The 21,787-nt window shown below is 48.4% G+C and carries 22 protein-coding genes; all 22 read right to left on the reverse strand.

The annotated features are described in order from the left end of the window. On the reverse strand, positions 1–2,256 hold the full coding sequence (locus HR45_RS13520; protein ID WP_037443840.1) for a chemotaxis protein CheA: 2,256 nt from the start codon (positions 2,254–2,256) through the stop codon (positions 1–3). A gap of 15 nt (positions 2,257–2,271) precedes the next feature. Continuing rightward, positions 2,272–3,009, reverse strand: coding sequence for a protein phosphatase CheZ (locus tag HR45_RS13525; protein WP_037443842.1), 738 nt, complete (start codon positions 3,007–3,009; stop codon positions 2,272–2,274). 13 nt (positions 3,010–3,022) lie between these two features. Continuing rightward, the gene (gene cheY, locus HR45_RS13530) at positions 3,023–3,406 is read right to left on the reverse strand and encodes a chemotaxis response regulator CheY (RefSeq protein ID WP_037443843.1); all 384 of its coding nucleotides are present in this window, start codon (positions 3,404–3,406) and stop codon (positions 3,023–3,025) included. 46 nt (positions 3,407–3,452) lie between these two features. Continuing rightward, positions 3,453–4,172: an RNA polymerase sigma factor FliA gene (locus HR45_RS13535; RefSeq protein WP_037443846.1), complete on the reverse strand. Its 720-nt coding sequence runs from the start codon at positions 4,170–4,172 to the stop codon at positions 3,453–3,455. After that, positions 4,165–5,046, reverse strand: coding sequence for a MinD/ParA family protein (locus HR45_RS13540; protein ID WP_037443948.1), 882 nt, complete (start codon positions 5,044–5,046; stop codon positions 4,165–4,167). Before HR45_RS13540 ends, HR45_RS13535 begins: the two co-directional genes overlap by 8 nt. Positions 5,047–5,050: 4 nt before the next feature. Next, complete coding sequence (gene flhF / locus HR45_RS13545) at positions 5,051–6,448, reverse strand: flagellar biosynthesis GTPase FlhF (RefSeq protein WP_037443849.1); 1,398 nt, start codon at positions 6,446–6,448, stop codon at positions 5,051–5,053. A 12-nt stretch (positions 6,449–6,460) separates the two neighbouring features. Beyond that, a complete protein-coding gene (gene flhA / locus HR45_RS13550; RefSeq protein ID WP_037443851.1) occupies positions 6,461–8,560 on the reverse strand; it encodes a flagellar biosynthesis protein FlhA in 2,100 nt (699 codons plus the stop codon). 126 nt (positions 8,561–8,686) lie between these two features. Beyond that, positions 8,687–9,823, reverse strand: coding sequence for a flagellar biosynthesis protein FlhB (gene flhB, locus HR45_RS13555; protein WP_037443853.1), 1,137 nt, complete (start codon positions 9,821–9,823; stop codon positions 8,687–8,689). After that, positions 9,823–10,620, reverse strand: a complete 798-nt coding sequence (fliR, locus tag HR45_RS13560; RefSeq protein WP_037443855.1) for a flagellar biosynthetic protein FliR — start codon at positions 10,618–10,620, stop codon at positions 9,823–9,825. The genes flhB and fliR overlap by 1 nt, the downstream gene beginning before the upstream one ends. 1 nt (position 10,621) lies before the next feature. Next, a complete protein-coding gene (gene fliQ / locus HR45_RS13565) occupies positions 10,622–10,891 on the reverse strand; it encodes a flagellar biosynthesis protein FliQ (RefSeq protein ID WP_037443857.1) in 270 nt (89 codons plus the stop codon). Between the two features lie 8 nt (positions 10,892–10,899). Next, on the reverse strand, positions 10,900–11,646 hold the full coding sequence (fliP, locus tag HR45_RS13570; protein ID WP_037443859.1) for a flagellar type III secretion system pore protein FliP: 747 nt from the start codon (positions 11,644–11,646) through the stop codon (positions 10,900–10,902). Beyond that, positions 11,643–12,023 (reverse strand): flagellar biosynthetic protein FliO, encoded by a 381-nt coding sequence (fliO, locus tag HR45_RS13575; protein ID WP_037443861.1) that lies wholly within the window; start codon positions 12,021–12,023, stop codon positions 11,643–11,645. Before fliO ends, fliP begins: the two co-directional genes overlap by 4 nt. 4 nt (positions 12,024–12,027) lie before the next feature. After that, complete coding sequence (fliN, locus tag HR45_RS13580) at positions 12,028–12,411, reverse strand: flagellar motor switch protein FliN (protein WP_037443862.1); 384 nt, start codon at positions 12,409–12,411, stop codon at positions 12,028–12,030. Positions 12,412–12,422: 11 nt separating this feature from the next. Then, positions 12,423–13,451 (reverse strand): flagellar motor switch protein FliM, encoded by a 1,029-nt coding sequence (fliM, locus tag HR45_RS13585; RefSeq protein WP_037443863.1) that lies wholly within the window; start codon positions 13,449–13,451, stop codon positions 12,423–12,425. Positions 13,452–13,487: 36 nt separating this feature from the next. Next, complete coding sequence (gene fliL, locus HR45_RS13590) at positions 13,488–14,009, reverse strand: flagellar basal body-associated protein FliL (RefSeq protein WP_037443865.1); 522 nt, start codon at positions 14,007–14,009, stop codon at positions 13,488–13,490. Between the two features lie 52 nt (positions 14,010–14,061). Continuing rightward, positions 14,062–15,813: a flagellar hook-length control protein FliK gene (locus tag HR45_RS19090; protein WP_052074738.1), complete on the reverse strand. Its 1,752-nt coding sequence runs from the start codon at positions 15,811–15,813 to the stop codon at positions 14,062–14,064. 147 nt (positions 15,814–15,960) lie between these two features. Further along, on the reverse strand, positions 15,961–16,404 hold the full coding sequence (fliJ, locus tag HR45_RS13600) for a flagellar export protein FliJ (protein WP_037443866.1): 444 nt from the start codon (positions 16,402–16,404) through the stop codon (positions 15,961–15,963). 10 nt (positions 16,405–16,414) lie between these two features. Next, positions 16,415–17,755, reverse strand: a complete 1,341-nt coding sequence (gene fliI, locus HR45_RS13605) for a flagellar protein export ATPase FliI (RefSeq protein ID WP_037443953.1) — start codon at positions 17,753–17,755, stop codon at positions 16,415–16,417. Then, positions 17,724–18,623 (reverse strand): flagellar assembly protein FliH, encoded by a 900-nt coding sequence (gene fliH, locus HR45_RS13610; RefSeq protein ID WP_037443868.1) that lies wholly within the window; start codon positions 18,621–18,623, stop codon positions 17,724–17,726. The genes fliI and fliH overlap by 32 nt, the downstream gene beginning before the upstream one ends. Positions 18,624–18,634: 11 nt before the next feature. Then, positions 18,635–19,675 (reverse strand): flagellar motor switch protein FliG, encoded by a 1,041-nt coding sequence (fliG, locus tag HR45_RS13615; protein WP_037443869.1) that lies wholly within the window; start codon positions 19,673–19,675, stop codon positions 18,635–18,637. After that, on the reverse strand, positions 19,665–21,374 hold the full coding sequence (fliF, locus tag HR45_RS13620; RefSeq protein WP_037443871.1) for a flagellar basal-body MS-ring/collar protein FliF: 1,710 nt from the start codon (positions 21,372–21,374) through the stop codon (positions 19,665–19,667). The genes fliG and fliF overlap by 11 nt, the downstream gene beginning before the upstream one ends. Positions 21,375–21,408: 34 nt before the next feature. Next, positions 21,409–21,747 (reverse strand): flagellar hook-basal body complex protein FliE, encoded by a 339-nt coding sequence (fliE, locus tag HR45_RS13625; RefSeq protein WP_037443873.1) that lies wholly within the window; start codon positions 21,745–21,747, stop codon positions 21,409–21,411. Positions 21,748–21,787: the final 40 nt, after the last annotated feature.

Below are 21,787 nucleotides of genomic sequence, written 5' to 3' on the forward strand. Positions count from 1 at the left end.
TTAAGCTTTTGCTCTGGCGTAATGCTTTAGTAGCCCTGGGACATCCAGAATCAACGCTATGCCGCCATCAGAAGTGATGGTCGCGCCTGCCATTCCAGGAGTACCATGCAGCAATGCGCCTAGAGGTTTAATCACCACTTCCTCTTGTCCAATCAATGCATCCACCACGAAACCTACATGCTTAGTTCCAAGCTGTACAATCACCACATGGCCAAACTTCTTATCGCCATGACGGAAATGCGTTGCACTGCGACTAAGCCAATGCTCCAAATAAAATAATGGAATTGCTTTTTCGCGAACAATTACGGTCAACTGGCCATCAACGATATTGGTTTTGGTCAGATTCAAATGGAAAATTTCATTCACACTCGACAGCGGCAGCGCGAACACCTGCTTGGCGACTTCGACCATCAGCGTCGGCATAATCGCAAGCGTCAGCGGCACTTTGATCTCTAAGCGCGTGCCCTGACCTTTCATGGAGTCGATGTGCACCGTACCGTTAAGCTGAGTAATGCGGGTTTTCACCACGTCCATACCCACACCGCGGCCTGAGATATCTGAGATCTCGGTTTTGGTAGAAAATCCAGGCGCAAAAATCAGATTATAGGCTTCAGAATCCGACATTCTGGCAGCCGTGTCTTCATCCAGCACACCGCGCTTAATCGCAATTTGCTTGAGCTTATCCGGATCCATCCCGGCACCATCATCCTCAATCTTTAACAGGATATGGTCGCCTTCTTGGCTGGCAGATAAGGTGATTACGCCTGTGCGCGCTTTACCTGACTGTTCACGCACATCAGGCATTTCAATACCGTGGTCGACGGAGTTACGCACTAAGTGAACGAGCGGATCGGCGAGCGCCTCGACTAAGTTCTTATCAAGATCGGTTTCTTCACCGATCATTCTTAAATCAATATCTTTATTCAGGCTGCGGGCAAGATCTCTGACCACACGAGGGAAGCGACCAAATACCTTTTTGATAGGCTGCATGCGGGTTTTCATCACCGCGCCCTGCAAATCCGAGGTCACCAAGTCAAGGTTCGACAGTGCCTTAGACATCTCCTCATCTTCGCGCGTGATCCCTAGGCTGACTAAGCGATTGCGCACGAGTACCAATTCACCGACCATATTCATAATTTGGTCTAAACGCGCAGTATCTACCCTTACAGTAGTTTCACCTTGCGGTACACTGTTACCGGTGGTTGCGGGCGCTTTAGCTGCGGCTTTGGCAGGCACTGGCGCATCATGCTCCGCTGGGGCTGTTTTAGGTACGACCTTAGCAGCCTCGACTTTTGGCGCCGCTGGTTTTGCGGCTGCCGCTTTAGCAGGTGCCGGTGATGCTTTTGCCGCTGCGCTAGAGGCAGAATTATTAGCTTCGTTAGGATTTGTACCTGGTGCAGAACCTTTACCGTGCAATTCATCAAGGAGCTTTTCAAACTCATCCTCGGTGATTTCATCAGCATCAACGGTCGGTGATGGCGCTACTTCCGCCGTTTTAGCTTCCGCATTGCCGGAAAACTTACCTTTACCGTGTAGTTCATCTAACAAAGATTCGAATTCATCATCGGTAATATCGTCAGTACTGTTAGCAGCCACTGCTGGTTTAGTTTCAGCGACCGGGGCAGCTGGCGCAGAAGGCCCTTTGCCTTGCCCATGCAATGCGTCCAGTAACGCTTCAAATTCTGCTTCATCAATGTCGTCAATACTATCAGAGCTGGCAGACACGGCCGTCGCCGATACTTGCTCTTCTACTTCAGCAGCCACGACATCAAGCATTTCATCAAACAAATCGTCGGCACTGTCAGCTTCAACGGTCTCTTCTACCGCAACATCTTCCACCGCACCGCCCATTTCCGAAGGCAGAGGTGCACCAGAGCTTAAAAGTTTCAGTTTAGCCAGTAAGGATTCATCCGCAGGTTCTTGTTCTTGACCAGATTGCGTCTGCGAGAACATGACATTGATGGCGTCTAGCGCTTGCAGAATGATATCCATCAACTCTGCGCTGACGGCTCGTTTATGCGTTCTTAGCAAGTCAAAGGTGTTTTCTGCTTCGTGGCAAACATCCACCATAGGGGCTAACCCTAAGAAACCTGCTCCACCTTTGACAGTATGGAAGCCTCGAAAGATGGCATTGAGCAAATCGGTATCTTCAGGATTATTTTCCAAAGCCACCAGCTGTTCTTGAAGCAATTCAAGAATTTCACCAGCTTCAATCAAAAAGTCCTGAAGAATCTCTTCATCAACATCAAAGGCCATTAAATTGACTCCTAATCAGAATCCTAAGCTGGATAACAGGTCATCGACTTCATCCTGTCCAGTCACAACGTCTTGGCGAGTATCAGCGTTAATGATTGGGCCCTCAGCCTCAATACTCGCTTTAACGGATGATTCATATTGTTCATCGGCTTGCGCACCGAATACCGTAAGTAACGACACAAGACTGGTTTCGACCTCTTTGACCAGATCGATTACACGTCGAATCATCTGCCCTGTGAGGTCTTGGAAGTCTTGCGCCATTAGAATTTCATTGAGTAGCTGACGCAGTCTATTCGCATCCGCATCACACTGCCCTAAGAAATGCTGCACATCGTGACACAGGCCTTTAAATTCATTGAGGGAGATGTCACGACGCATCAAACGTTCCCAATTAGGCTTCACGGCAGCAAGGTTGCTGGTAAGTGCATCAGAAAGAGGTAGACATTCTTCAACAGCATCCATAGTTTTATTGGCTGCTTGTTCAGTCATGTCTATGACGTAGGTAAGGCGCTCTTTCGCGTCAGGGATATCGTTATTCGCCAATTCAACCAGACGATTGTCCACTTGAAAGTCAACTAACGCATTGTGTAATTGCCGAGTGAGTTTGCCCACTTCATCGAACAGTTCTTTTTGAATGGGTTGTGCTAACTCACGCACCATTTCATCCGCTTGTTCTTGCTGACCATCTTGCAGTAAAGCAACAAGCTCATGCGCTTGTTCAAGCGTAATCAGTTTGGACGTTCCAGCGTTCATAGCATCACCCCAATCAACCGAGACGTTCAAAGATTTTATCTAACTTCTCTTTCAGGGTTGCGGCAGTGAAAGGCTTAACGACATATCCGTTAACCCCGGCCTGCGCCGCTGCAATAATCTGCTCTCGCTTGGCTTCAGCAGTCACCATCAACACAGGGATATGCTTGAGGTTTTCATCAGCGCGAACCGCTTTGAGCAGATCGATACCTTGCATGCCCGGCATGTTCCAGTCGGTGACCACAAAGTCAAAATCGCCCTTTTGCAGCATTGGCAACGCTGTTGAACCGTCATCGGCTTCTTGAGTGTTATTAAACCCAAGATCCCGCAGCAAATTCTTGATGATGCGCCTCATTGTTGAAAAGTCGTCAACAATGAGAATCTTCATATTCTTGTCCAAGGTTTCCTCCGCTGAGCAGGTAATTATCTACGGCTCACAATTAGTTCTATATCTGGGTCCAGTGTTTGAGCTTGGCTTTTAGTCTAAGCATCGCCTGACTATGGATCTGACTCACTCGCGATTCGCTTACATCCAACACAGCACCAATCTCTTTTAGGTTAAGTGCTTCGTCATAATAGAGCGACAGTACCAACGCTTCCCTTTCCGGTATTTGTTTTATTGCTTCAGTCAGCGCTGATTGAAACTGACTCGATGCCAAGCTTTCAAAGGTATCGTTTTCAATCATATCTTCCGACACCACTACATCGGCAGATACTCCAAGATCTTCAATTCCTATTATTTTACCAGCAGATACGTCTGTAAGTATGTGATGATATTCATCCAACGAAATATTAAGTCGTTCTGCAATTTCGGTATCGCGCGCATCTCGCCCGAGTTCCTGTTCTAATTCATCTATCACCTGAGAAATCATACGTTGATTGCGATGAACTGAACGAGGCACCCAATCACCACGACGAATTTCATCAATCATGGCACCTCGGATGCGAATACCAGCAAAGGTCTCAAATTTTGCGCCCTTGCCACCATCATATTTGGATGAAGCTTCCAACAAGCCGATCATGCCGGCCTGAATCAGGTCATCAACTTGAACTGACGCAGGCAAACGCGCCAACATATGATGCGCTATGCGTTTAACAAGTGGCGCATACTGCTCAACGATAAGGGTCTTATCGTTTGCTCCAGCATACGCTGCCACTTTATTCACTCGCACCTTCCTCTTGGTATTCTGGCTTTTTAACCAGTCGCTCCACAAAGAACTCTAAGTGGCCACCCGGTTGCTGTGGAATTGGCCAACTAATCACTTTATTTGCCAATCCATGATAAGCGATACTGGCTGGAGATTTAGGAAACGCTTCTACAATCAATTTTTGCTTACGTACTGATTTTCGCAAGTTTTCATCGAACGGAATCGTTGCCACCAATTCTAACGCGACATCTAAAAATCGGTCTGTAACTTTACTCAGCTTAGCAAATAATTCCATGCCTTCGCGCAAGCTTCGTACCATATTGGCAACAATTTTGAAGCGGAACACACCGTGCTCGCGACTGAGGATTTTGATCAGCGCATAAGCATCGGTAATTGAGGTAGGCTCATCACAAACAACCACCAGCACATCCTGAGAAGCGCGAGAGAAACTCAGCACCATATCGGAAATACCAGCAGCGGTGTCTACAATCAGCACATCGAATTGGGTTTTCATTTCACTAAAAGCGCGGATAAGCCCAGCATGTTGTGCTGGACTCAATTCCACCATTGCCTGAGTACCTGAAGTCGCAGGAATAATCCCAATACCTTTCGGGCCTCTGACAATGACATCATCTAATTCCGCTTCGCCTGACAGCACGTGGGAAAGATTGCGTTCGGCACGCAGGCCCAACATCACGTCCACGTTTGCCAACCCAAGGTCTGCGTCGAGTACAACAACACGCTTACCTTTCTCTGCTAATGCAACAGCTGTATTGATGGAGACGCTCGTTTTACCTACCCCGCCTTTGCCACCAGTAACGGCTATTACTTTCACTTTGTCGTTATATTCCTGATTCATTTTTCGTAAACCGCTCGCTTGGTCCCGGGTCATAACTTTACTCAAATGCATAGGTCATCTCTGGTGACCTGGCTCTAGGGTTAAATTCTTGTGTCTCTGTCTTGTTTAACAAGGCTAATGCTTGCTTTGCCAACGACAGGGTATCTGCGACTTGCATGTCTTCAGGTACCCTCTGGCCATCAGTGATGTAACTCAATGATAAACCACTTTGAATCAATACACTCAATGCAGCCCCTAAAGAAACTGATTCATCGAGTTTAGTCAAAATTGCACCCGCTAACGGAATTCGCTGAAAATGCGTTACCGCTTCTTCTAACACACGACGTTGTCCCGTTGATGACAACACCAAATAACTGCGAATTGGTAAACGGCTGTTAGCGGCCAAGTTGTCGAGTTGCTCGCACAATCTCATATCTCGTTGTCCCATTCCAGCGGTATCGATCAACACCAGTTTACGATTGCGGAATTGATAGACAATTTGTTCCAACTCTTTAAGATCATTGGCTTGTTTTACTGGACATCCCATTATCTTGCCATAAGTTGCTAATTGCTCAAAGGCTCCGATGCGATAATGGTCGGTCGTGATAAGTACGACTGAATCTGGACCGTGATGCGCGACAAATCTCGCTGCAATTTTAGCCAATGTTGTGGTTTTTCCCACTCCGGTAGGACCAACCAACGCGACTATACCGCCTTGGCGCACGACATCGTCACCTTTGTTATCAAGTAAATTCGCTAACGCCTGTGGCAACGCCCGTACTAAATCGGCCGGAGTGTAATGCTCGCTCAACGAAGCAAGCTGCGCAGACACCGCTGGTGAAAATTCTGCTTCTAGCAGTTTACGCTCCAGCATGGCGCCAACAGGGTCAGTACGATTCTTCTGATCTTTCATCAAAGCATTCATTTGATGCGTCAGCAAATTACGAATCGACGCTAACTCTTCACGCATAGATTCTAATTCTTTACTTTGCTTAGCATTATTGTTTTTACTGGCATTGTGATTGTTGAATGACAAGCTATCTGCAACATTGCGCGGTTCTGGTTGCTGCGGCTTATCCAAGCCTAACGCCCAAGCAGGCGTTTCCGCTGCCACAGTCTGTTGTGCATTGTTATCGTTAATTTGCTGTTTTAAGCGAGCGTGCTGACGCTCGAGCAATGCTTGCAAAGAATCGGCGGCGGGGGCGGCAGCTTTCGCTGGGCGCGTTTCGGTTTTTACGTGACCAATGGAGACTTTATCGTCGCTAATATCAGAGAAAATAGCCGTTTGTGGCGGTGCCGTTTTTGGCTGAGGCTCGTCGTAATCGACAGCAGCGACAATTTCGATGCCGCCGGTTACTTTTTTATTGGACATGATGACAGCATCAGAGCCTAAAGTGTCTTTCACCTGCGCCAGTGCAGTTCGCATATCTTTGGCAAAAAAACGTTTAATTTTCACTGTTGCTTACTCCTACTGGCCTACTGCCGCGACAATTCTAATCTGTTTTTCGTCAGGCACTTCCTGATAAGAGATCACTCTTAGGTTTGGAATTGTGTGCTTAACAAAGCGTGACAGTGTGGCACGGAGCATACCAGAGGTCAGCAAAATAGCCGGTTGTCCCACCATTTCTTGCTTCTGTGCAGCTTCCATCATGGAGCGCTGCATACGTTCCGCAAGACCGGGTTCGATGTTAGGGCCGTCGCCACCTGTCGCTTGCATTGACTGATGCAACATTTGTTCCAACTCAGGCGCCAAAGTAATGACAGGTACTTCATCTTCCGGCCCAGCAATCTCCTGTACGATCATCCGTTTCAGCGCAATACGTACAGCGGCGGTCAGCACTTCTGGATCTGTGCTCTTAGGTCCGTATTCCAACAGGGTTTGCACAATAGTGCGTAGGTCACGGACCGATACGCCTTCGTTCAGCAGGTTCTGCATCACTTTTACTACTGTTGCTAGGCTCATCACTTCCGGAACAAAACCTTCCACCAGCTTAGGCGCGCGTTTAGACAGCATATCAAGCAGTTGCTGTACTTCTTCGTAGCCGAGCAATTTAGCGGCATTATTCGTGAGCAATTGGCTTAAATGGGTTGCTATTACGGTAGAGGCGTCAACAACGGTATAGCCAAGAGTCTGTGCATGCTCACGCATCTCTGGCGCAATCCATACCGCTTCTAACCCAAAGGCAGGATCTTTAGTTTCTACACCGTCTAATTTGCCAAACACTTGGCCGGGATTGATTGCGAGCTCGCAATCATGACGAATTTCCGCTTCACCTGAAGCGACACCCATTAATGAAATACGATAAGCAGAGGGGGCCAAATCCAGATTATCGCGAATGTGAACCGCTGGCACCAGAAAGCCCAACTCTTGCGATAACTTCTTACGAACACCTTTAATCCGTCCGAGTAGTTCGCCACCTTGACCTTTATCCACTAACGGGATCAGGCGGTAACCCACTTCTAGACCTATTGTGTCGACAGGGCGCACATCGTCCCAGCTCAATTCTTTAGGTTCTGCACTCGCTTTCTCAACCGGACCGTTTTTCGCCAGCTCCAATGCTTTCTTCTTGTTGTTTTCATTACGACGATTGATGAAGTAAGCGCCTGCTGCGGCCACAATGGCAAAGCTCAGAAATGCCAAATGTGGCATGCCTGGCACTATGCCCATGATGAACAATACTGCAGCAGCAATCATCAGCGACTTAGGGTTGTCGAACATTTGCTGCACGACCTGCTCGCCCATGTCGCCACTTTCATTTTGGCGGGTCACCATTAACGCTGCGGCAATTGACAGCAACAGTCCAGGGATTTGTGCCACCAAACCGTCACCGATGGTCAGCAAGGTATAGATTTCGACAGCTTGGGAAAAGTCGAGTCCATGCTGCACCATACCAATGATAAAACCACCGAGAATGTTAATTACCAGAATCAAAATACCGGCAATTGCGTCACCCTTTACGAATTTGGAGGCACCGTCCATTGAGCCGTAAAAATCAGCTTCAGAGGTAACTTCTGCACGGCGTAAACGGGCTTGTTCCTGATTGATAATGCCAGCGTTTAAGTCTGCATCAATCGCCATTTGTTTACCCGGCATCGCATCCAAGGTAAAGCGAGCACTAACTTCAGAAATACGACCAGCACCTTTGGTCACTACCGCAAAGTTGATAATGATCAGAATAAGAAACACCACCAGACCCACGGCATAGTTACCGCCGATAACCACCGAGCCGAATGCCTCAATCACCTTACCGGCGGCGTCAGCGCCGTTATGACCTTCCAGCAATACAACCCGCGTTGAGGCGACGTTCAACGCCAAACGCATCAAGGTCGCGACCAACAAGACAGTAGGAAATGCCGCAAAATCTAGCGGTCGACTGGTATAAACCGCCACCAGCAGCACCACCAGCGCCAGCGCGATATTGAAAGAAAACAGGATGTCTAACAGGAATGCAGGCATTGGCAATACAATCATTGCCAGAGTTGCCAGTACTAATAACGGCGTCCCTACGCCTTTAAAATTGGCAGGTCGAACCTGGCGCCATTGCCCTAGAGTTGCTCTTACATCCATCACGTCAGCCTGAGAATTGACACTTTGCAGGGTAAAAGCAAACTTCGCGCCAATAGTGATTGAGCGCCATCACAACGACGCGACATAGCCTTGAACGTCGATAAATTAGCCAGCTAGTAACAACGTTTAATACTTTTTGAACTCATCAGGAATAGGCTGATTGAGTGGGATTGGGGTGGGTTTACGCCCCCGCCCTTTTTGGTATTGACGCAGTTGGAACACGTAAGCGAGTACCTGCGCCACCGCGGTAAATAAGCCTTCAGGGATCTGCTGATCCAACTTGGTCGTGTGATAAATCGCCCGCGCAAGCAACGGCGCAGAAACAATGGTGATGTTATATTCGCGCGCTATTTCGCGGATTTTAAAGGCAACATCATCAGTACCTTTCGCCACAATATAGGGTGCGGCAGCTTTTTTGGCATCGTACTTCACCGCCACCGCATAATGCTCAGGGTTCACAACAATCACGTCCGCTTTGGGGACTTCGGCCATCATGCGACGTTGCGCCATTTCGCGTTGCAGTTGCCGCATGCGTCCTTTCACTTCAGGCTTACCCTCAGTGTCTTTATATTCGTCTTTTACTTCCTGTTTAGTCATACGTAACTGTTTGTTGTGATTCCAGATTTGATAGGGCACATCAATAATCACAATCAGCAAGGTAGACACACACAACAGAGTAAAGATCCACCATAGCAGATCCATGGCGTGCAACAAGTTGCCCGGCAAGTGGTCCTGCGACAGATTTAAAATATCGGGGAAATAAAGAGATAAAAGTAAGTAAGCGGCCAGTGCTACGACAGAAAACTTTGCTATGCCTTTGGTAAGCTCCACTAGCGCCTGCAAACCGAACATACGCTTGAAGCCGCTAAGCGGGTTCATCTTACTGCCTTTAGGCGTAATGGCTTGTGCACTAAAGCTGATCCCGCCAACGACTATGTTGCCGATAAAGGACACCAACGCAAGAAAGGCGATAAATCCAAGAATTGGCAAACCAATTTCAGATATCACTGTTCCCCAGACATTGAACAAACTGCGAGTATCAAAAATCTGATCTCGTTCAATGGTAAACAAGCTTTTCATCATCGTGGATAAGCCACTAGTCAGACTTGGCCCGGCAATCGCAAAGCCAAGTGCCGCCGCAAGTAACACGGCAGACGTCCCCAACTCCCGAGAGCGGGGAACTTGGCCTTTCTCACGGGCTTCTTCTAACCTTCGCGAGGTGGCTTCTTCGGTTTTTTCCTGACCGTCCTGATTTTCCGCCATTAGGGCACTCCATCAAGATTACATTGCAAGCCAGCAACATCGCACAAGAGTACCTGCGCGCTCTGCCAAACCTCACCAAAGTGGGCCATGATCTGATCCAAGGTCAACCACAAAATAATTAGACCACCGATCATCGTCACCGGAAAACCAATGGCAAAAATATTTAATTGCGGCGCGGCTCGCGTCATCACACCAAATGATAAGTTAATCACTAATAACGCGATTATGGATGACAGCGACATCGTTAGCGCCGCACCAAACATATACCCAACCCATTCAGCGATTTTTCTATAAGTGCCAATATCGAGACCACTGGTCGAGACTGGAATGGAGTCAAAACTGGCGATTAGCATGCGCACCATGACCAGATGACCATCAACACTTAAAAAAATCAGCGTGGTCAGTACCAAGAAAAAATTACCCACTACCGGTGTTTGCTGCCCAGAAGAGGGATCCACCATAGAGGCAAACCCGAGACTGGTTTGCATACCGATGATCTGTCCAGTTAACACAAAAATTTGCATTAACATCAGCGAAACGAATCCCATCGTCACGCCAATTAAGACTTGCTGCAGGGTAATAAAAGTCGATTCGACTGAGAGTAAATCCGCTTTTGGCATCGGCGGTAACATAGGCGCAACAGCAACTGTGATGGCCACCGCCATTAACAGTCGCACTCGGGTTGGGGTTGTGGTGGCACCAAAAATTGCCATCACCATCAACATACTGGAGATACGAAATAACGGCCACGCATACGCCGCTATGGTCTGTTGCAAAGTCGCAAACAGAAAGTCCATGCTAACCCACCACTTGCGGGATCCGCTGCACCATCTCCATAAAGAAGTCCATCAGCGTCTGCACCAACCAATGGCCGATGAACATCAACGCCAATAACGTGGTCAGCAAGCGTGGTAAAAAGCTCAAGGTTTGTTCGTTAATTGAGGTCGCCGCCTGAAAGACTGACACAATAAGGCCCACCACTAGGCTTGGCACAACCACGGCAGACACTATGATGACAATAATCGATAATGCTTCGCGTAACACATCAACAAAGGCTTCAGGTGACATACGTCCTCCTAATTCCCGAAACTGCCAGCAAGAGTTCCCATCACCAGCGTCCAGCCGTCTACCAATACAAACAGCATGATCTTAAATGGCAATGAGACAATCATAGGCGATAACATCATCATCCCCATCGCCATCAAAATACTGGCGACCACTAGGTCAATCACCAAAAACGGAATAAACAACATAAACCCAATTTGAAACGCGGTTTTAAGTTCGCTGGTGATAAATGAAGGGATCACCACCGTCATTGGTGTTTCTTCTGGCGTTTTGATATCGGTATAACCCGCAATCTCAATAAAGGAATTAAGATCAGTATTACGGGTCTGTGACAACATAAAGGCTTTAAGCGGCTTTTGCGCAGTATCGTAGGCTTGCTGCAGCGTCATACTTTCATTCATATAAGGCTGCACCGCATTATCATAAATATTCTCGAACACGGGATGCATAATGAAGAAGGTCATAAACAGGCTGATACCGATAAGCACCTGATTTGATGGGGTTTGCTGCAAACCGATGGCCTGCCGCAAAATTGACAGTACTACGATTATGCGGGTAAACGAGGTGAGCATGATGAGCATCGCAGGCAAGAAGCTCAGCGCCGTCATCAACAGCAGGATCTGCATGGTAACCGAATACTCGGTATTGCCATTGGCTCCTGTGGTGACCGTTACCGCGGGAAAAAGCCCATCCTGTGCCCAAGCCAGTTCTGGCAGACTCCCCCCCAATAGCAACAATAGTACCGTCACATATCTCATTGTTGACTTGCCCTCACCTGCTTCAAACGTTGCGAAAATGAGGTCGTCTCAATATTGACCGGTGAATCATACTTATCCAGCAGCGAAATCTGCTGAGAGGTCACACCTAACAGATACTGCTGGCCATCTAATTCCACCAGCACAACGCGCTCCTTCGGCCCTAAAGCAGACTGCGCTTTGACTTTAATCGCGGCACTATTACCAGTGGCTAAGTTGAGTCGTTTGACGATAAAGGCAAGTACAAAAATTAGCAGTAATACAACTAATAGCCCGCCAAACATTCCCGCAATAGAGGTATAGTCAACGCCGCTGTGATTCACTGTGGTACTTGCTGTGGGCGCTAATGTCGTGGCCTCAGCCAACAATAAAGTCATCATTATATTATTTGAGTTTCTTAATACGTTCAGTCTGACTGATAACGTCAGTCAAACGGATACCAAACTTATCGTTAACCACCACCACTTCGCCATGCGCAATCAAGGTGCCATTCACCATCACGTCCAGCGGTTCGCCCGCAACGCGATCTAACTCTACGACAGAACCTTGGTTTAACTGCAGCAGGTTACGAATACTGATAAAACTGCGGCCGACTTCCATCGAAATGGTGACCGGAATATCTAAGATAGTGTCAAGCTTGGCTGATTCTTCGTCAGTCATCTTTTTCGACTTTTCACCGTTGAACTCTTCCAGATCAACCGCTTTTGCCTCTTCTTCAGCTTGCTCGGCCATTGCTGCGGCCCAATCATCCATCTCTTCAGTGCTCATACTAATAAACCTTATATTTCAGAGATATCTTTGGCTTTATTCTTACGCGTAACTAATTGAAGTTCGCTCTTAACTGTTTCAGGTCGAGGAATTTTCGCTGAAATCTGCAATGCTAAATTGTCTTTAACTCGGCCTAATTTACAGCGATATGAAGGTAAGTCTTCAATTTTCATCACCAGATGTTCAGGCATTTCCACCGGAATAATATCGCCGGCTTTGAGCTCCATGACATCACGTAAACTCATCTGTTTTTCAACCAATTTAGCATCTAAACTGACAGCAACATCCATGATCTCATCTTGCAATGCCTGCGACCAACGCATGTCAGTATCTTGCTTGTCACTCTGTACGCCCGCATCCAATAGTTCACGGATAGGTTCAATCATCGAGTACGGCATGGTGATGTGGAAATCACCACCACCACCATCGACTTCAATATGAAATGAACTCACCACCACCACTTCTGTAGGACTGACGATGTTGGCCATTGCCGGGTTAACTTCTGAGTCGAGATAATCGAACTCAACATCCATCACCGGTGCCCACGCATCTTTGTAATCTTCAAAAATAATCTTCAATAATAACTGAATGATGCGACGTTCAGTGGGGGTAAACTCACGTCCTTCGATTTTGGCATGAAAACGTCCATCACCACCAAAAAAGTTGTCTACCAAAATAAATACTAAACGGGCTTCCATGGTGATCAATGCTGTGCCTTTTAGCGGACTAAAGCGCACCATGTTCAAACTGGTTGGCACAAACAGCGTGTGTACGTACTCACCAAATTTCAGCATCTGCACACCGTTCACAGAAACCTCTGCTGAGCGGCGCATCATGTTGAACATGCTAATACGTAAATGACGTGCAAATCGCTCGTTGACGATTTCCAAGGTTGGCATACGGCCACGAACAATACGATCTTGCGAAGAAAAGTCGTATGACTGCGCTATCTGCCCGCCCGCATCAATCTCTTCTTCTTCAACATCATCCACGCCGTGGAGCAGCGCATCAATTTCGTCTTGGCTTAATATATCGCTCACAATTTCGCCCTAGCATCAAAAGTCAGTCTGACAGCATCACTGCATGACGAATCCGGTAAACAACACCTTTTCGACCACTTTTCGCCCAGTGATAGGTTGCAGCGTATTTTGCACGTTCAATAACGCGACTTGTCGCAACTCATCTTTACCCGCTTGAGTACTTAGCTTTTCTTCGCTGGCACCACTAAAGGTGGTCAACAACGCATCTTCAACTAACGGAATATGTTTCTTCAAGGTTGTGTCATTTTCTTCGCCACGCACCATGAGTTGCACTTTGATCTCGACTAAACGAGATCTGGCAGTACCCGCAACATTGAACAGAAATGGTCTCGGCATCGGCACATATTGCGCCTCTTGGCTGGTAGTTGCAGCGTTTGCAGCATCTTCTGCTGTCGCCTGCTCGGCAGCCACTGGCGCATCATCACCACCACTTAATAAGAAAAATGCTGCAGCACCACCGCCAATCAAGATCACTACAACAGCAATGATGATAATCAGCATTTTTTTACTCTTACCGTCTTTTTCTGCCAGCTCTAGCTCTTGCTGTTGCTCTGCCATTCGCCTACCCTTGCCTGACTCACGAAATCTGAAGTGCTAATAGGTTACCTTCTCAAGCGTAATAATCTATACCTGAAGCGTAACTCTCTGAAATATTTAACGGCTGAATTGCTACTTCGGTTGAAGTTTCATCAGAATCTGCCGTTCCGGCACCGTTCCCCGCAAAATAGCCATCGCCAGTAGCGCCACTTTGTGACTGCTGTCCAGAACCGCCATAAGAGACTTGGCTATCCGCTAAGTTCATTCCTTGTTGCTGCAATAAGTCGCGTAAACGCGGCATCGCCTGATCGATCAAGTCTTTTGCCTGAGTCTGCGTTACATGAAACTGAACCTGAGTATGATCGCCCCGCACCTGGACTTTTACCGTCATTGCGCCCAATTCTGGCGGGTCAAGACGAATTTCAGCATGTTGAATACCGTCTTTCACCATGGTCAGCAGTTGCTGTTTCATCGCTGGCGCAAAACGTTGAATCAGCTCTTGTTGTTGCACCTGTTGTTCATTGGTTTGCCGCAACGACATTTGGTATTGCGTCATATTCTGTGACTGAGTCCCTTGATGTTGAGCTTGATGCAGTTGCCCCCCCATCAAGCTTGCATCTTTTACCGCCACACTATCAGCACCAGCCAAAGATTTCAGTAATTGCCCGTCTGAATCCTTATCAGCCTTATTACTGACGACTGCCGCCACATTGTCAGCGCTTGCCGCTTTTAGTAGTGATGCGATCTTGTCACTAAAATCATTCGCCCCATTAGCTGTATCTGCGGTATTTTGCGCTTCTGCATCACTCGCAGCAGCGCCGAAAAACTGTGCTAATTGCTGCAAAATAGCCTGTTGTGATTGCTTCGCCGCGGAATTGTTGTTGAGAACCAAGGCGGCATTATCGGAAGCATTAGCATTGCTGCTCACTTGATTAATCGCATTTGCCGTGGCGGGAGTTCCCACTAGCGCAGCCACGAGCGTTACGGCGAGTTGCGCGATTTTGTCGTCTTCTTGCGTCTGTGATTCCTCTACATTTGTCGCTGCGGCAGAATCTTTGGCGTCTTCAGCTGTGATCTGAGTATCGGCACTCGCGCTATTCGCCAACAGCTCATCTGATTTAGCTAAAGAATCACTATCCATAGCCGCACTTTGCGTTGCCTCGCCAGTGTTATTTCCCACTTGTGCTTGCTGCACTATAGAAGCGAGCAACTGTTGTAGATCTTCAGGCGTAGCATCGTTATCAGACGCAACTGAGTCTTGCTCGCCCCCCTGCGAAATTGTCGCCAACAGTTGTTGCAGCGACATGCTGGCATTTTCGTCGCCGTCAGTTGCCGAGGTATCGTCCATCTCAGCATTACCAATGAGCATGTTTAACATGCCATGCAGTACGTCACTCAGTTGTTGCCGCTCATCGTCCGACAACTCAGATAACTGCTGCTTTACTGCGGGAGACAATTTAGTCAAAAACTGCATCATATCAGCGGTCGACAGTTCATCCTCTGTTGCCGATTCATCCGGCAACTTTTTTCCTAAGGCAATCTGTTGCAGGGTCGAGGCAACCGCATCCGTTGTATCGCTAGCCGGAACATCATCTGTCGCAACTGTCTTATTCGATGCTGGCGGCTGGTAAGGTTCGATGTGTTGACGCGGCTTTTGTGGACGCTCAAGCATTCCCTGCGCGCGTTGGTAGACGTCGTTAAAGCTAGCGTTTTCTTGAAGATTTTCTGAAGCGTTGCTTTTCCCTGTCATCAACATCTTATCCGTTGATGACACTGTTTGTGCACTGCTGTTACTGGGCGACATTTGGCTAGCTAACTGCTGCATGCGATCCTCCAAGGCCGTATCAAGGTCAATTTAAGGCGATACGGTAGCTGATATTTGGCGTTCTGCAGAATCTAAGCAAATAACAAGCCAACATATTAACAAGTTAGCGACAGCGCTCGCTGTGTACCGCCGCAATACAGGCCATGGCTAATTTAATTTCCGTCGAAAAAACTGCTGAGCGGCAAATTCATCGGTCATTTTCTGTTCTTGCTTGAGCTGTTTGGCTTCGGCGGCAGCCGCCTTTTTTTCCAGTAGTAATTCGACCGCCTTACGTTTTTGCTGCTTTTCCATCCAATAGCGTTGTCGATGTAGCTTTTGCTGTTCCGCCTCTTGAACGACTGCATTCTGTTGCTTAATGGCGGTATCCACTTGCTGAATAAAGCGATGGAACTGTTGATATGCTTCGGCGCGGATCTGCTGCCCCTGCTTGCCTGTCAGTTGTTTCATATAGTCAAGCCGATAGCTATGAAGTGCCTGCAGCTGCGCATTACGTTTTTGGCATTCGAGCTGTGCCGCCTTGAGTTTTAGCGCCGCTTGCTCCTCTGCCTCTTGCGCGAGTTTGAGCACTGTCAGTAACGGATCTTTCGCCATACGCTAAGCACTACACTTTGCATTGAGCAGCCAGCTGCCCAAGCATTTGTTGACTATCGGTAAAACTCACCGCTTCATGCATACGCTGCCGTAAAAATGCGTTCATGGCAGGCTGCAAACGAATGGCGTTATCGATACGAGGATCGCTCCCCTGAGAATATGCACCGATTGAAATCAGGTCACGGTTTTGCTGGTAGAGCGAATAGACCTGCTTGACCCGGCGCATCGCTTCCAAATGCTCTGCCGGGATCACCATAGGCGCAACCCGGCTAATCGACGCTTCGATATCAATCGCTGGATAATGTCCTGAATCCGCTAAACTCCGTGACAGCACAATATGACCGTCAAGAATGGCTCTTGAGGCATCAGCGATTGGATCTTGTTGGTCATCGCCTTCCGTCAGCACCGTATAGAAGGCTGTAATTGAGCCCTGACCATCGCCGCCATTTCCGGCGCGCTCAACCAAACGTGGCAAGCGAGCAAATACTGATGGCGGATAACCTTTGGTCGCAGGCGGCTCACCCACAGCCAGTGCAATCTCACGTTGCGCCTGCGCATAACGAGTCAAACTATCCATCAGCAGCAGTACATCTAAACCTTGGTCGCGAAAGTATTCGGCAATCCGGGTAGAGGTTTCGCAAGCACGTAAGCGCATTAACGGTGAAGTATCCGCTGGTGCCGCAATGACGACTGAGCGTTTGCGCCCTTCAACACCTAAAATCTCTTCAATGAATTCTTTTACCTCACGACCACGCTCACCCACTAGCCCCACCACAATCACATCTGCCGAGGTGCCGCGGGTCATCATGCCGAGGAGCACACTCTTACCAACCCCAGAACCTGCGAATAACCCCATGCGCTGGCCCTTACCTATGGTCAGCATAGTGTTGATGGCGCGCACGCCGACATCGAGCGGTTCTGAAATGGCACGTCGAGCCAACGGATTAATGGGCTGCGCGTGAGTTGAGGTAGTTTGATCCGCATTAACAGGTCCTAAACCATCCAGCGGCAAACCGCTGCCATCCAGCACCCGTCCCAGCAGTTGCATACCGACTTTTAAGCCTGCTTGCTGACCTTTAGGCGTAACGCGCGCACCGGGCACTACCCCTCGCAGTTCTTCAACTGGCATTAGATAAAGTAATTGGTCATCAAAACCCACAACTTCGGCATCGAGCGAACCTTCGCTGGTTTCAATCTCACATAAGCTTCCGACCGGGGCGCGGCAACCACTTGCTTCCAGCGTGAGTCCCACCACGCGTACGAGTTGGCCACTGGACACTGGTCGATATGGCGGAATTTTTTGTTGTAGATTGGAGAGACTATTCAGCAGTTGAGTCTGACGCTGTGTCATCATCACTTACCTCCGCGTCGGAGTCCGGTTCAGCGGATTGCGCATGTTGCTCAATATGTTGTTCGATGTCGGTTTGCAGTTGTTGTTCTGTTTGCTGTAAGCGTTGCTGCTGTTGTTCCACTGTGGACAACACGGCGGCAAGTCGTTGCTCTAGCTGCATATCTACCTGTGAACGATGACACTCAACAATGCAGCCTCCGGGAGTCAGTCCAGGATCCTTTTGCAATTGCCAGTGATTTTTCTGCAGTTGCTCTTCACCATAGAGCTGTTCAACTAGGACAAAGTCGTCAGGGTGCAAACGGATATCGACGCGCTGTTCACGCATAGGTAAGGCATCTACGCCGGCCCGTAGGGCAGCGAGCAGATGTTCTGGATGTGTCGTCAACTCATGATGCAAGGTCGTTTTCACTAACGTTTGCACCAATCCCAGCAAGCTTTGTTCAACCTGATTGTCAACTAAGGCTAACGGGGTTTCAAATTGGGTCAAAAGTGTGTCAAAGCGGGAAACTAATGCCTGAGCCTGTGCCAATCCTTCCGCAAAACCTTGCTCTTTGCCCTGCTCAAAACCTTCACTATGACCTTGTTCAAGTCCCTGTAGTCGCCCCTCTTCCAGTCCTTTGGCAACGCCTTCAGTATGGCCTTGAGCAAAACCTTCCTGTTCTGCTTCTTCGCGGATCTGTTCGATCTCGGCAATGGTCGGTGGCGCAATAGGTTTTGAGGCCGCAACGGGTTTCGGAGCAGATGTCTTACGGCCAAACACATTGGTCTCGGGAACAACAAGCGACGCCCCGACATCTGGAAGCTCCCATGATGACACGTCTTCTTGCTCATCATCCGCCATTATTGACGTTTTTTCATGTTCAGCCATGTTACTTCACCTTACAGGAAGTCATCACCAGCACCTGCACCACCCAACATGATCTCGCCTGCTTCAGACAGACGACGGGCAATCGACAGGATCTCTTTCTGTGCCACTTCAACTTCGCTGACACGAATGGGTCCCATTGCTTCCAAATCATCACGCAGCAATTCGGCCGCACGTTTCGACATATTGCCCAAAATCTTTTCACGCAGCGCATCGTCGGCGCCTTTCAGTGCCTTCATCAAGACATCCTGCTGTACTTCACGCAGCAAGGTCTGAATGCCACGATCGTCGACATCGATAAGGTTTTCGAACACGAACATCAAATCTTGGATCTGTTGTGCCATCTCTTCGTCGGATTCGCGCAGGGTTTCCATCAATTGGCTTTCGACGCCGGTATCGAGGTAGTTCATGATGTTTGCCGCCGCCTTCAGGCCGCCCATCTTGGCGGCTTGCGCACCACCTTGGCCAGCAAACTGTTTCTCCATGATGTCATTCAACTCTTGCAAGGCTGCAGGTTGCACTTCTTCCAGATTGGCAATCCGCATCATCAAGTCAACGCGCGTATTTTCAGGGAATTGCGAGAAAATCTCCGCCGCTTGGTCTGGTTCGAGATACGACAACACGATAGTTTGGATTTGTGGGTGTTCGTTTTGAATGATGCTGGCCACTTGGCGCGCATCCATCCACTTAAGTGAATCCAAGCCCTTAGCACCAGAGCCCATGACAATCTGTTCAATCAGATTACCCGCTTTATCTTCACCCAATGCCGCGGTCAGCGCTTTCTTAATAAATTCATGGCTGTTAAAGCCGATAGAGGAATACTTCTGAATATCATCCAGAAACAACTTATGCACCCCTTGAACCCGCTCCTGACCGAACTCGTCCATGCTAGCCATGGTCATGCCGACTTTTTGTACCTGCTTTGGCTCAAGATGCTTGAGGATTGACGCCGCATCCGACTCGCTAAGACTCAGCAACAGAATGGCAGCTTTTTCAATGCCACTCAGTGAGCTGATGTCAAAGCTCGGGGCTTTTTCAGTTGTTTCATTTGCCATCGTCTTGCAACCAGTTTTTCACTACTTGAACAGAAAGCTCAGGTTCATTGGCGACCAGAGCACGAATCGCTTTAATCATGTCATCATCTTTATGCAGATCGGGGATCAAAATCGAACCGTCGTCTGCATAGGAGTATTCTGCTTCATGTTTACCTAACATCCCCAGAGTGTCAGCAGCAAATTGATCTTCAATATCCGCCAACTCGTGGCCTAAGCCAGGTTCATCCGGCATATTCTTATCTTCTGACAGAATAAGCTTCTTCATAATTGGGCGTACGATAAACAGGAACAGTACCAGTATCAAGATAGCACCGATAGCAAGTTTTACGGCACGCCAGAACCAAGGCTGCTCCCACATTGGAACTTCTGGTGCATCGTCCACCAGATGATCCATAAAGGGTACCGTCACCACTTCAATGACATCACCGCGTTGGGTGTTAAAACCAATCGCACCTTCTAGCAAACGACGAATATTGGCCATCTCTTCAGAGGTGCGCGGCACGCGCGAGACCTGTCCATCCTCTGCCGCAGTTCCCGCCTTAAAGTCTACCGCTACCGACACACTCACGCGGCGTACAACGCCGACTTGCTGACGCGTATGGCTAATGGTGGTATCCAGTTCAAAGTTACGTGTTGCTTCATTATGGATATTGCTTGCCGTTGGCGTACCGGCGCCATCAGCCGTGGCATTCTCCGGAATATTGGCATCCATTGGAGGTTGATTGGTCAGCGCGCCGGGAACACCGCCGTTAGTGCCATTGGTCGAGGTATTTTCAACCGTCATTTCACTGCGCAGCGCTGGCAGATCGGGATTATAACGCTTGGCAGTTTGCTCAACGGCAGTGAAATCCATGTTCACGTCCACTTGAGAGGTAAAGTTTTCCGGGCCAAGAATTGGGATCAGAATGGAGTCAATTTTATTGCGGTATTCGTTTTCTTTTTGTTGTACGAGTTCCAATTCACGACGGGCGCGTGCAGAAACAGCATTTTGACTGCCGGAGTTAAGCAAGCGACCACTGGCATCCGTTACCGTGACTTTGGTTGGATCCATTCCGTGAACGGCTGACGCTACGATGTCTACAATCGCATCCACTTCACCTTGGCCCAAACCGCCACGTCGAGTATTCACCACAACGGTTGCACTCGGTTGCGCCTGAGTGCGGGCAAACACGTTCTCTTTAGGTAATGCCAAAATCACTTTCGCACGACTGACACTGCTCAGCTCTTCAATCGCTTTCGCTAGGTTCACTTCTTGGCTGTGCTTTAAACGGGCTTGCTCCAAACGTTGACTCACGCCAAAACCAGAGTCTCGGTTCAGAAAATCATCTTTGTCACCCGTACCACTGTCGATACCTTCACGGCTCAGCATCATTTTGACTTGCTGATATTGGTCTTCTGGCACCTTGATAACATCGACATCGATTTTGTATGGAATGCGGTTTTTATCTAACGCATCCAACACCTGAACCATCTGCTCGGTATCCATTTTCCCGATTGGACGATACTCAGGTTCCTGCGCCCAAATCACAATAAATACCGCAACCGCCAGCAATATCGCCAGCGCGAGGATCATAGTGATCTGTTTCAGTGTGTCAGCGCTGCCAAAAGAGGACATCATGCCTGATTTGTTTTCTTGCTGGATGCCAGTATTGGCAACCGCGCCTGCACCTGTTGGATCTGCGACTAAATCTGTGGCCACAATAATTACCTGCTAACTAATTTGACGAAATAGCCTATACAGGCATACTCATGATTTCTTTGTATGCATCAACTAGCTTGTTGCGCACTTGCACCGTCGCTTCAAACGCCACGCTGGCTTTTTCTCTGGCAATCACAGTGTCCGATAGAGTCACACTGGTATCACCCATATCCAGCCGTCTTGATAAGTCGCCAGCAGTGCTTTGCAAGCCACTCACATGACCAACCGCTTGCGCCAGTAAATCAGCAAATTCAGCGCCGGAGGAATTTTTGACGTTTTGTAGAGGAGAAGGAGAAATAGCACCGGGCGTTGGCGCAATCTCACCCTTAAGTGATTGCATTTCCTGCAGTAATGAATTGCCACCGATTTGCATTCTTAGCTCCTTCGTCAGGGAATTGACGAGCGTTTACCAT

The organism is Shewanella mangrovi (assembly GCF_000753795.1).
Taxonomy (GTDB): Bacteria; Pseudomonadota; Gammaproteobacteria; order Enterobacterales; family Shewanellaceae; genus Shewanella; species Shewanella mangrovi.

What these genes read in the sequence shown, in the direction of transcription:
- fliR (WP_037443855.1), bottom strand. Translation starts at nt 10,620, where the DNA reads ATGGACTTTCTGTTTGCGACTTTGCAACAGACCATAGCGGCGTATGCG.
- flhB (WP_037443853.1), bottom strand. Translation starts at nt 9,823, where the DNA reads ATGGCGGAAAATCAGGACGGTCAGGAAAAAACCGAAGAAGCCACCTCG.
- HR45_RS13525 (WP_037443842.1), bottom strand. Translation starts at nt 3,009, where the DNA reads ATGAACGCTGGAACGTCCAAACTGATTACGCTTGAACAAGCGCATGAG.
- fliL (WP_037443865.1), bottom strand. Translation starts at nt 14,009, where the DNA reads ATGGCAGAGCAACAGCAAGAGCTAGAGCTGGCAGAAAAAGACGGTAAG.
- fliP (WP_037443859.1), bottom strand. Translation starts at nt 11,646, where the DNA reads ATGAGATATGTGACGGTACTATTGTTGCTATTGGGGGGGAGTCTGCCA.
- fliJ (WP_037443866.1), bottom strand. Translation starts at nt 16,404, where the DNA reads ATGGCGAAAGATCCGTTACTGACAGTGCTCAAACTCGCGCAAGAGGCA.
- HR45_RS13520 (WP_037443840.1), bottom strand. Translation starts at nt 2,256, where the DNA reads ATGGCCTTTGATGTTGATGAAGAGATTCTTCAGGACTTTTTGATTGAA.
- fliQ (WP_037443857.1), bottom strand. Translation starts at nt 10,891, where the DNA reads ATGTCACCTGAAGCCTTTGTTGATGTGTTACGCGAAGCATTATCGATT.
- fliN (WP_037443862.1), bottom strand. Translation starts at nt 12,411, where the DNA reads ATGAGCACTGAAGAGATGGATGATTGGGCCGCAGCAATGGCCGAGCAA.
- fliE (WP_037443873.1), bottom strand. Translation starts at nt 21,747, where the DNA reads ATGCAAATCGGTGGCAATTCATTACTGCAGGAAATGCAATCACTTAAG.
- fliH (WP_037443868.1), bottom strand. Translation starts at nt 18,623, where the DNA reads ATGGCTGAACATGAAAAAACGTCAATAATGGCGGATGATGAGCAAGAA.
- fliO (WP_037443861.1), bottom strand. Translation starts at nt 12,023, where the DNA reads ATGATGACTTTATTGTTGGCTGAGGCCACGACATTAGCGCCCACAGCA.
- HR45_RS19090 (WP_052074738.1), bottom strand. Translation starts at nt 15,813, where the DNA reads ATGCAGCAGTTAGCTAGCCAAATGTCGCCCAGTAACAGCAGTGCACAA.
- HR45_RS13540 (WP_037443948.1), bottom strand. Translation starts at nt 5,046, where the DNA reads ATGACCCGGGACCAAGCGAGCGGTTTACGAAAAATGAATCAGGAATAT.
- fliI (WP_037443953.1), bottom strand. Translation starts at nt 17,755, where the DNA reads ATGACACAGCGTCAGACTCAACTGCTGAATAGTCTCTCCAATCTACAA.
- fliG (WP_037443869.1), bottom strand. Translation starts at nt 19,675, where the DNA reads ATGGCAAATGAAACAACTGAAAAAGCCCCGAGCTTTGACATCAGCTCA.
- flhA (WP_037443851.1), bottom strand. Translation starts at nt 8,560, where the DNA reads ATGGATGTAAGAGCAACTCTAGGGCAATGGCGCCAGGTTCGACCTGCC.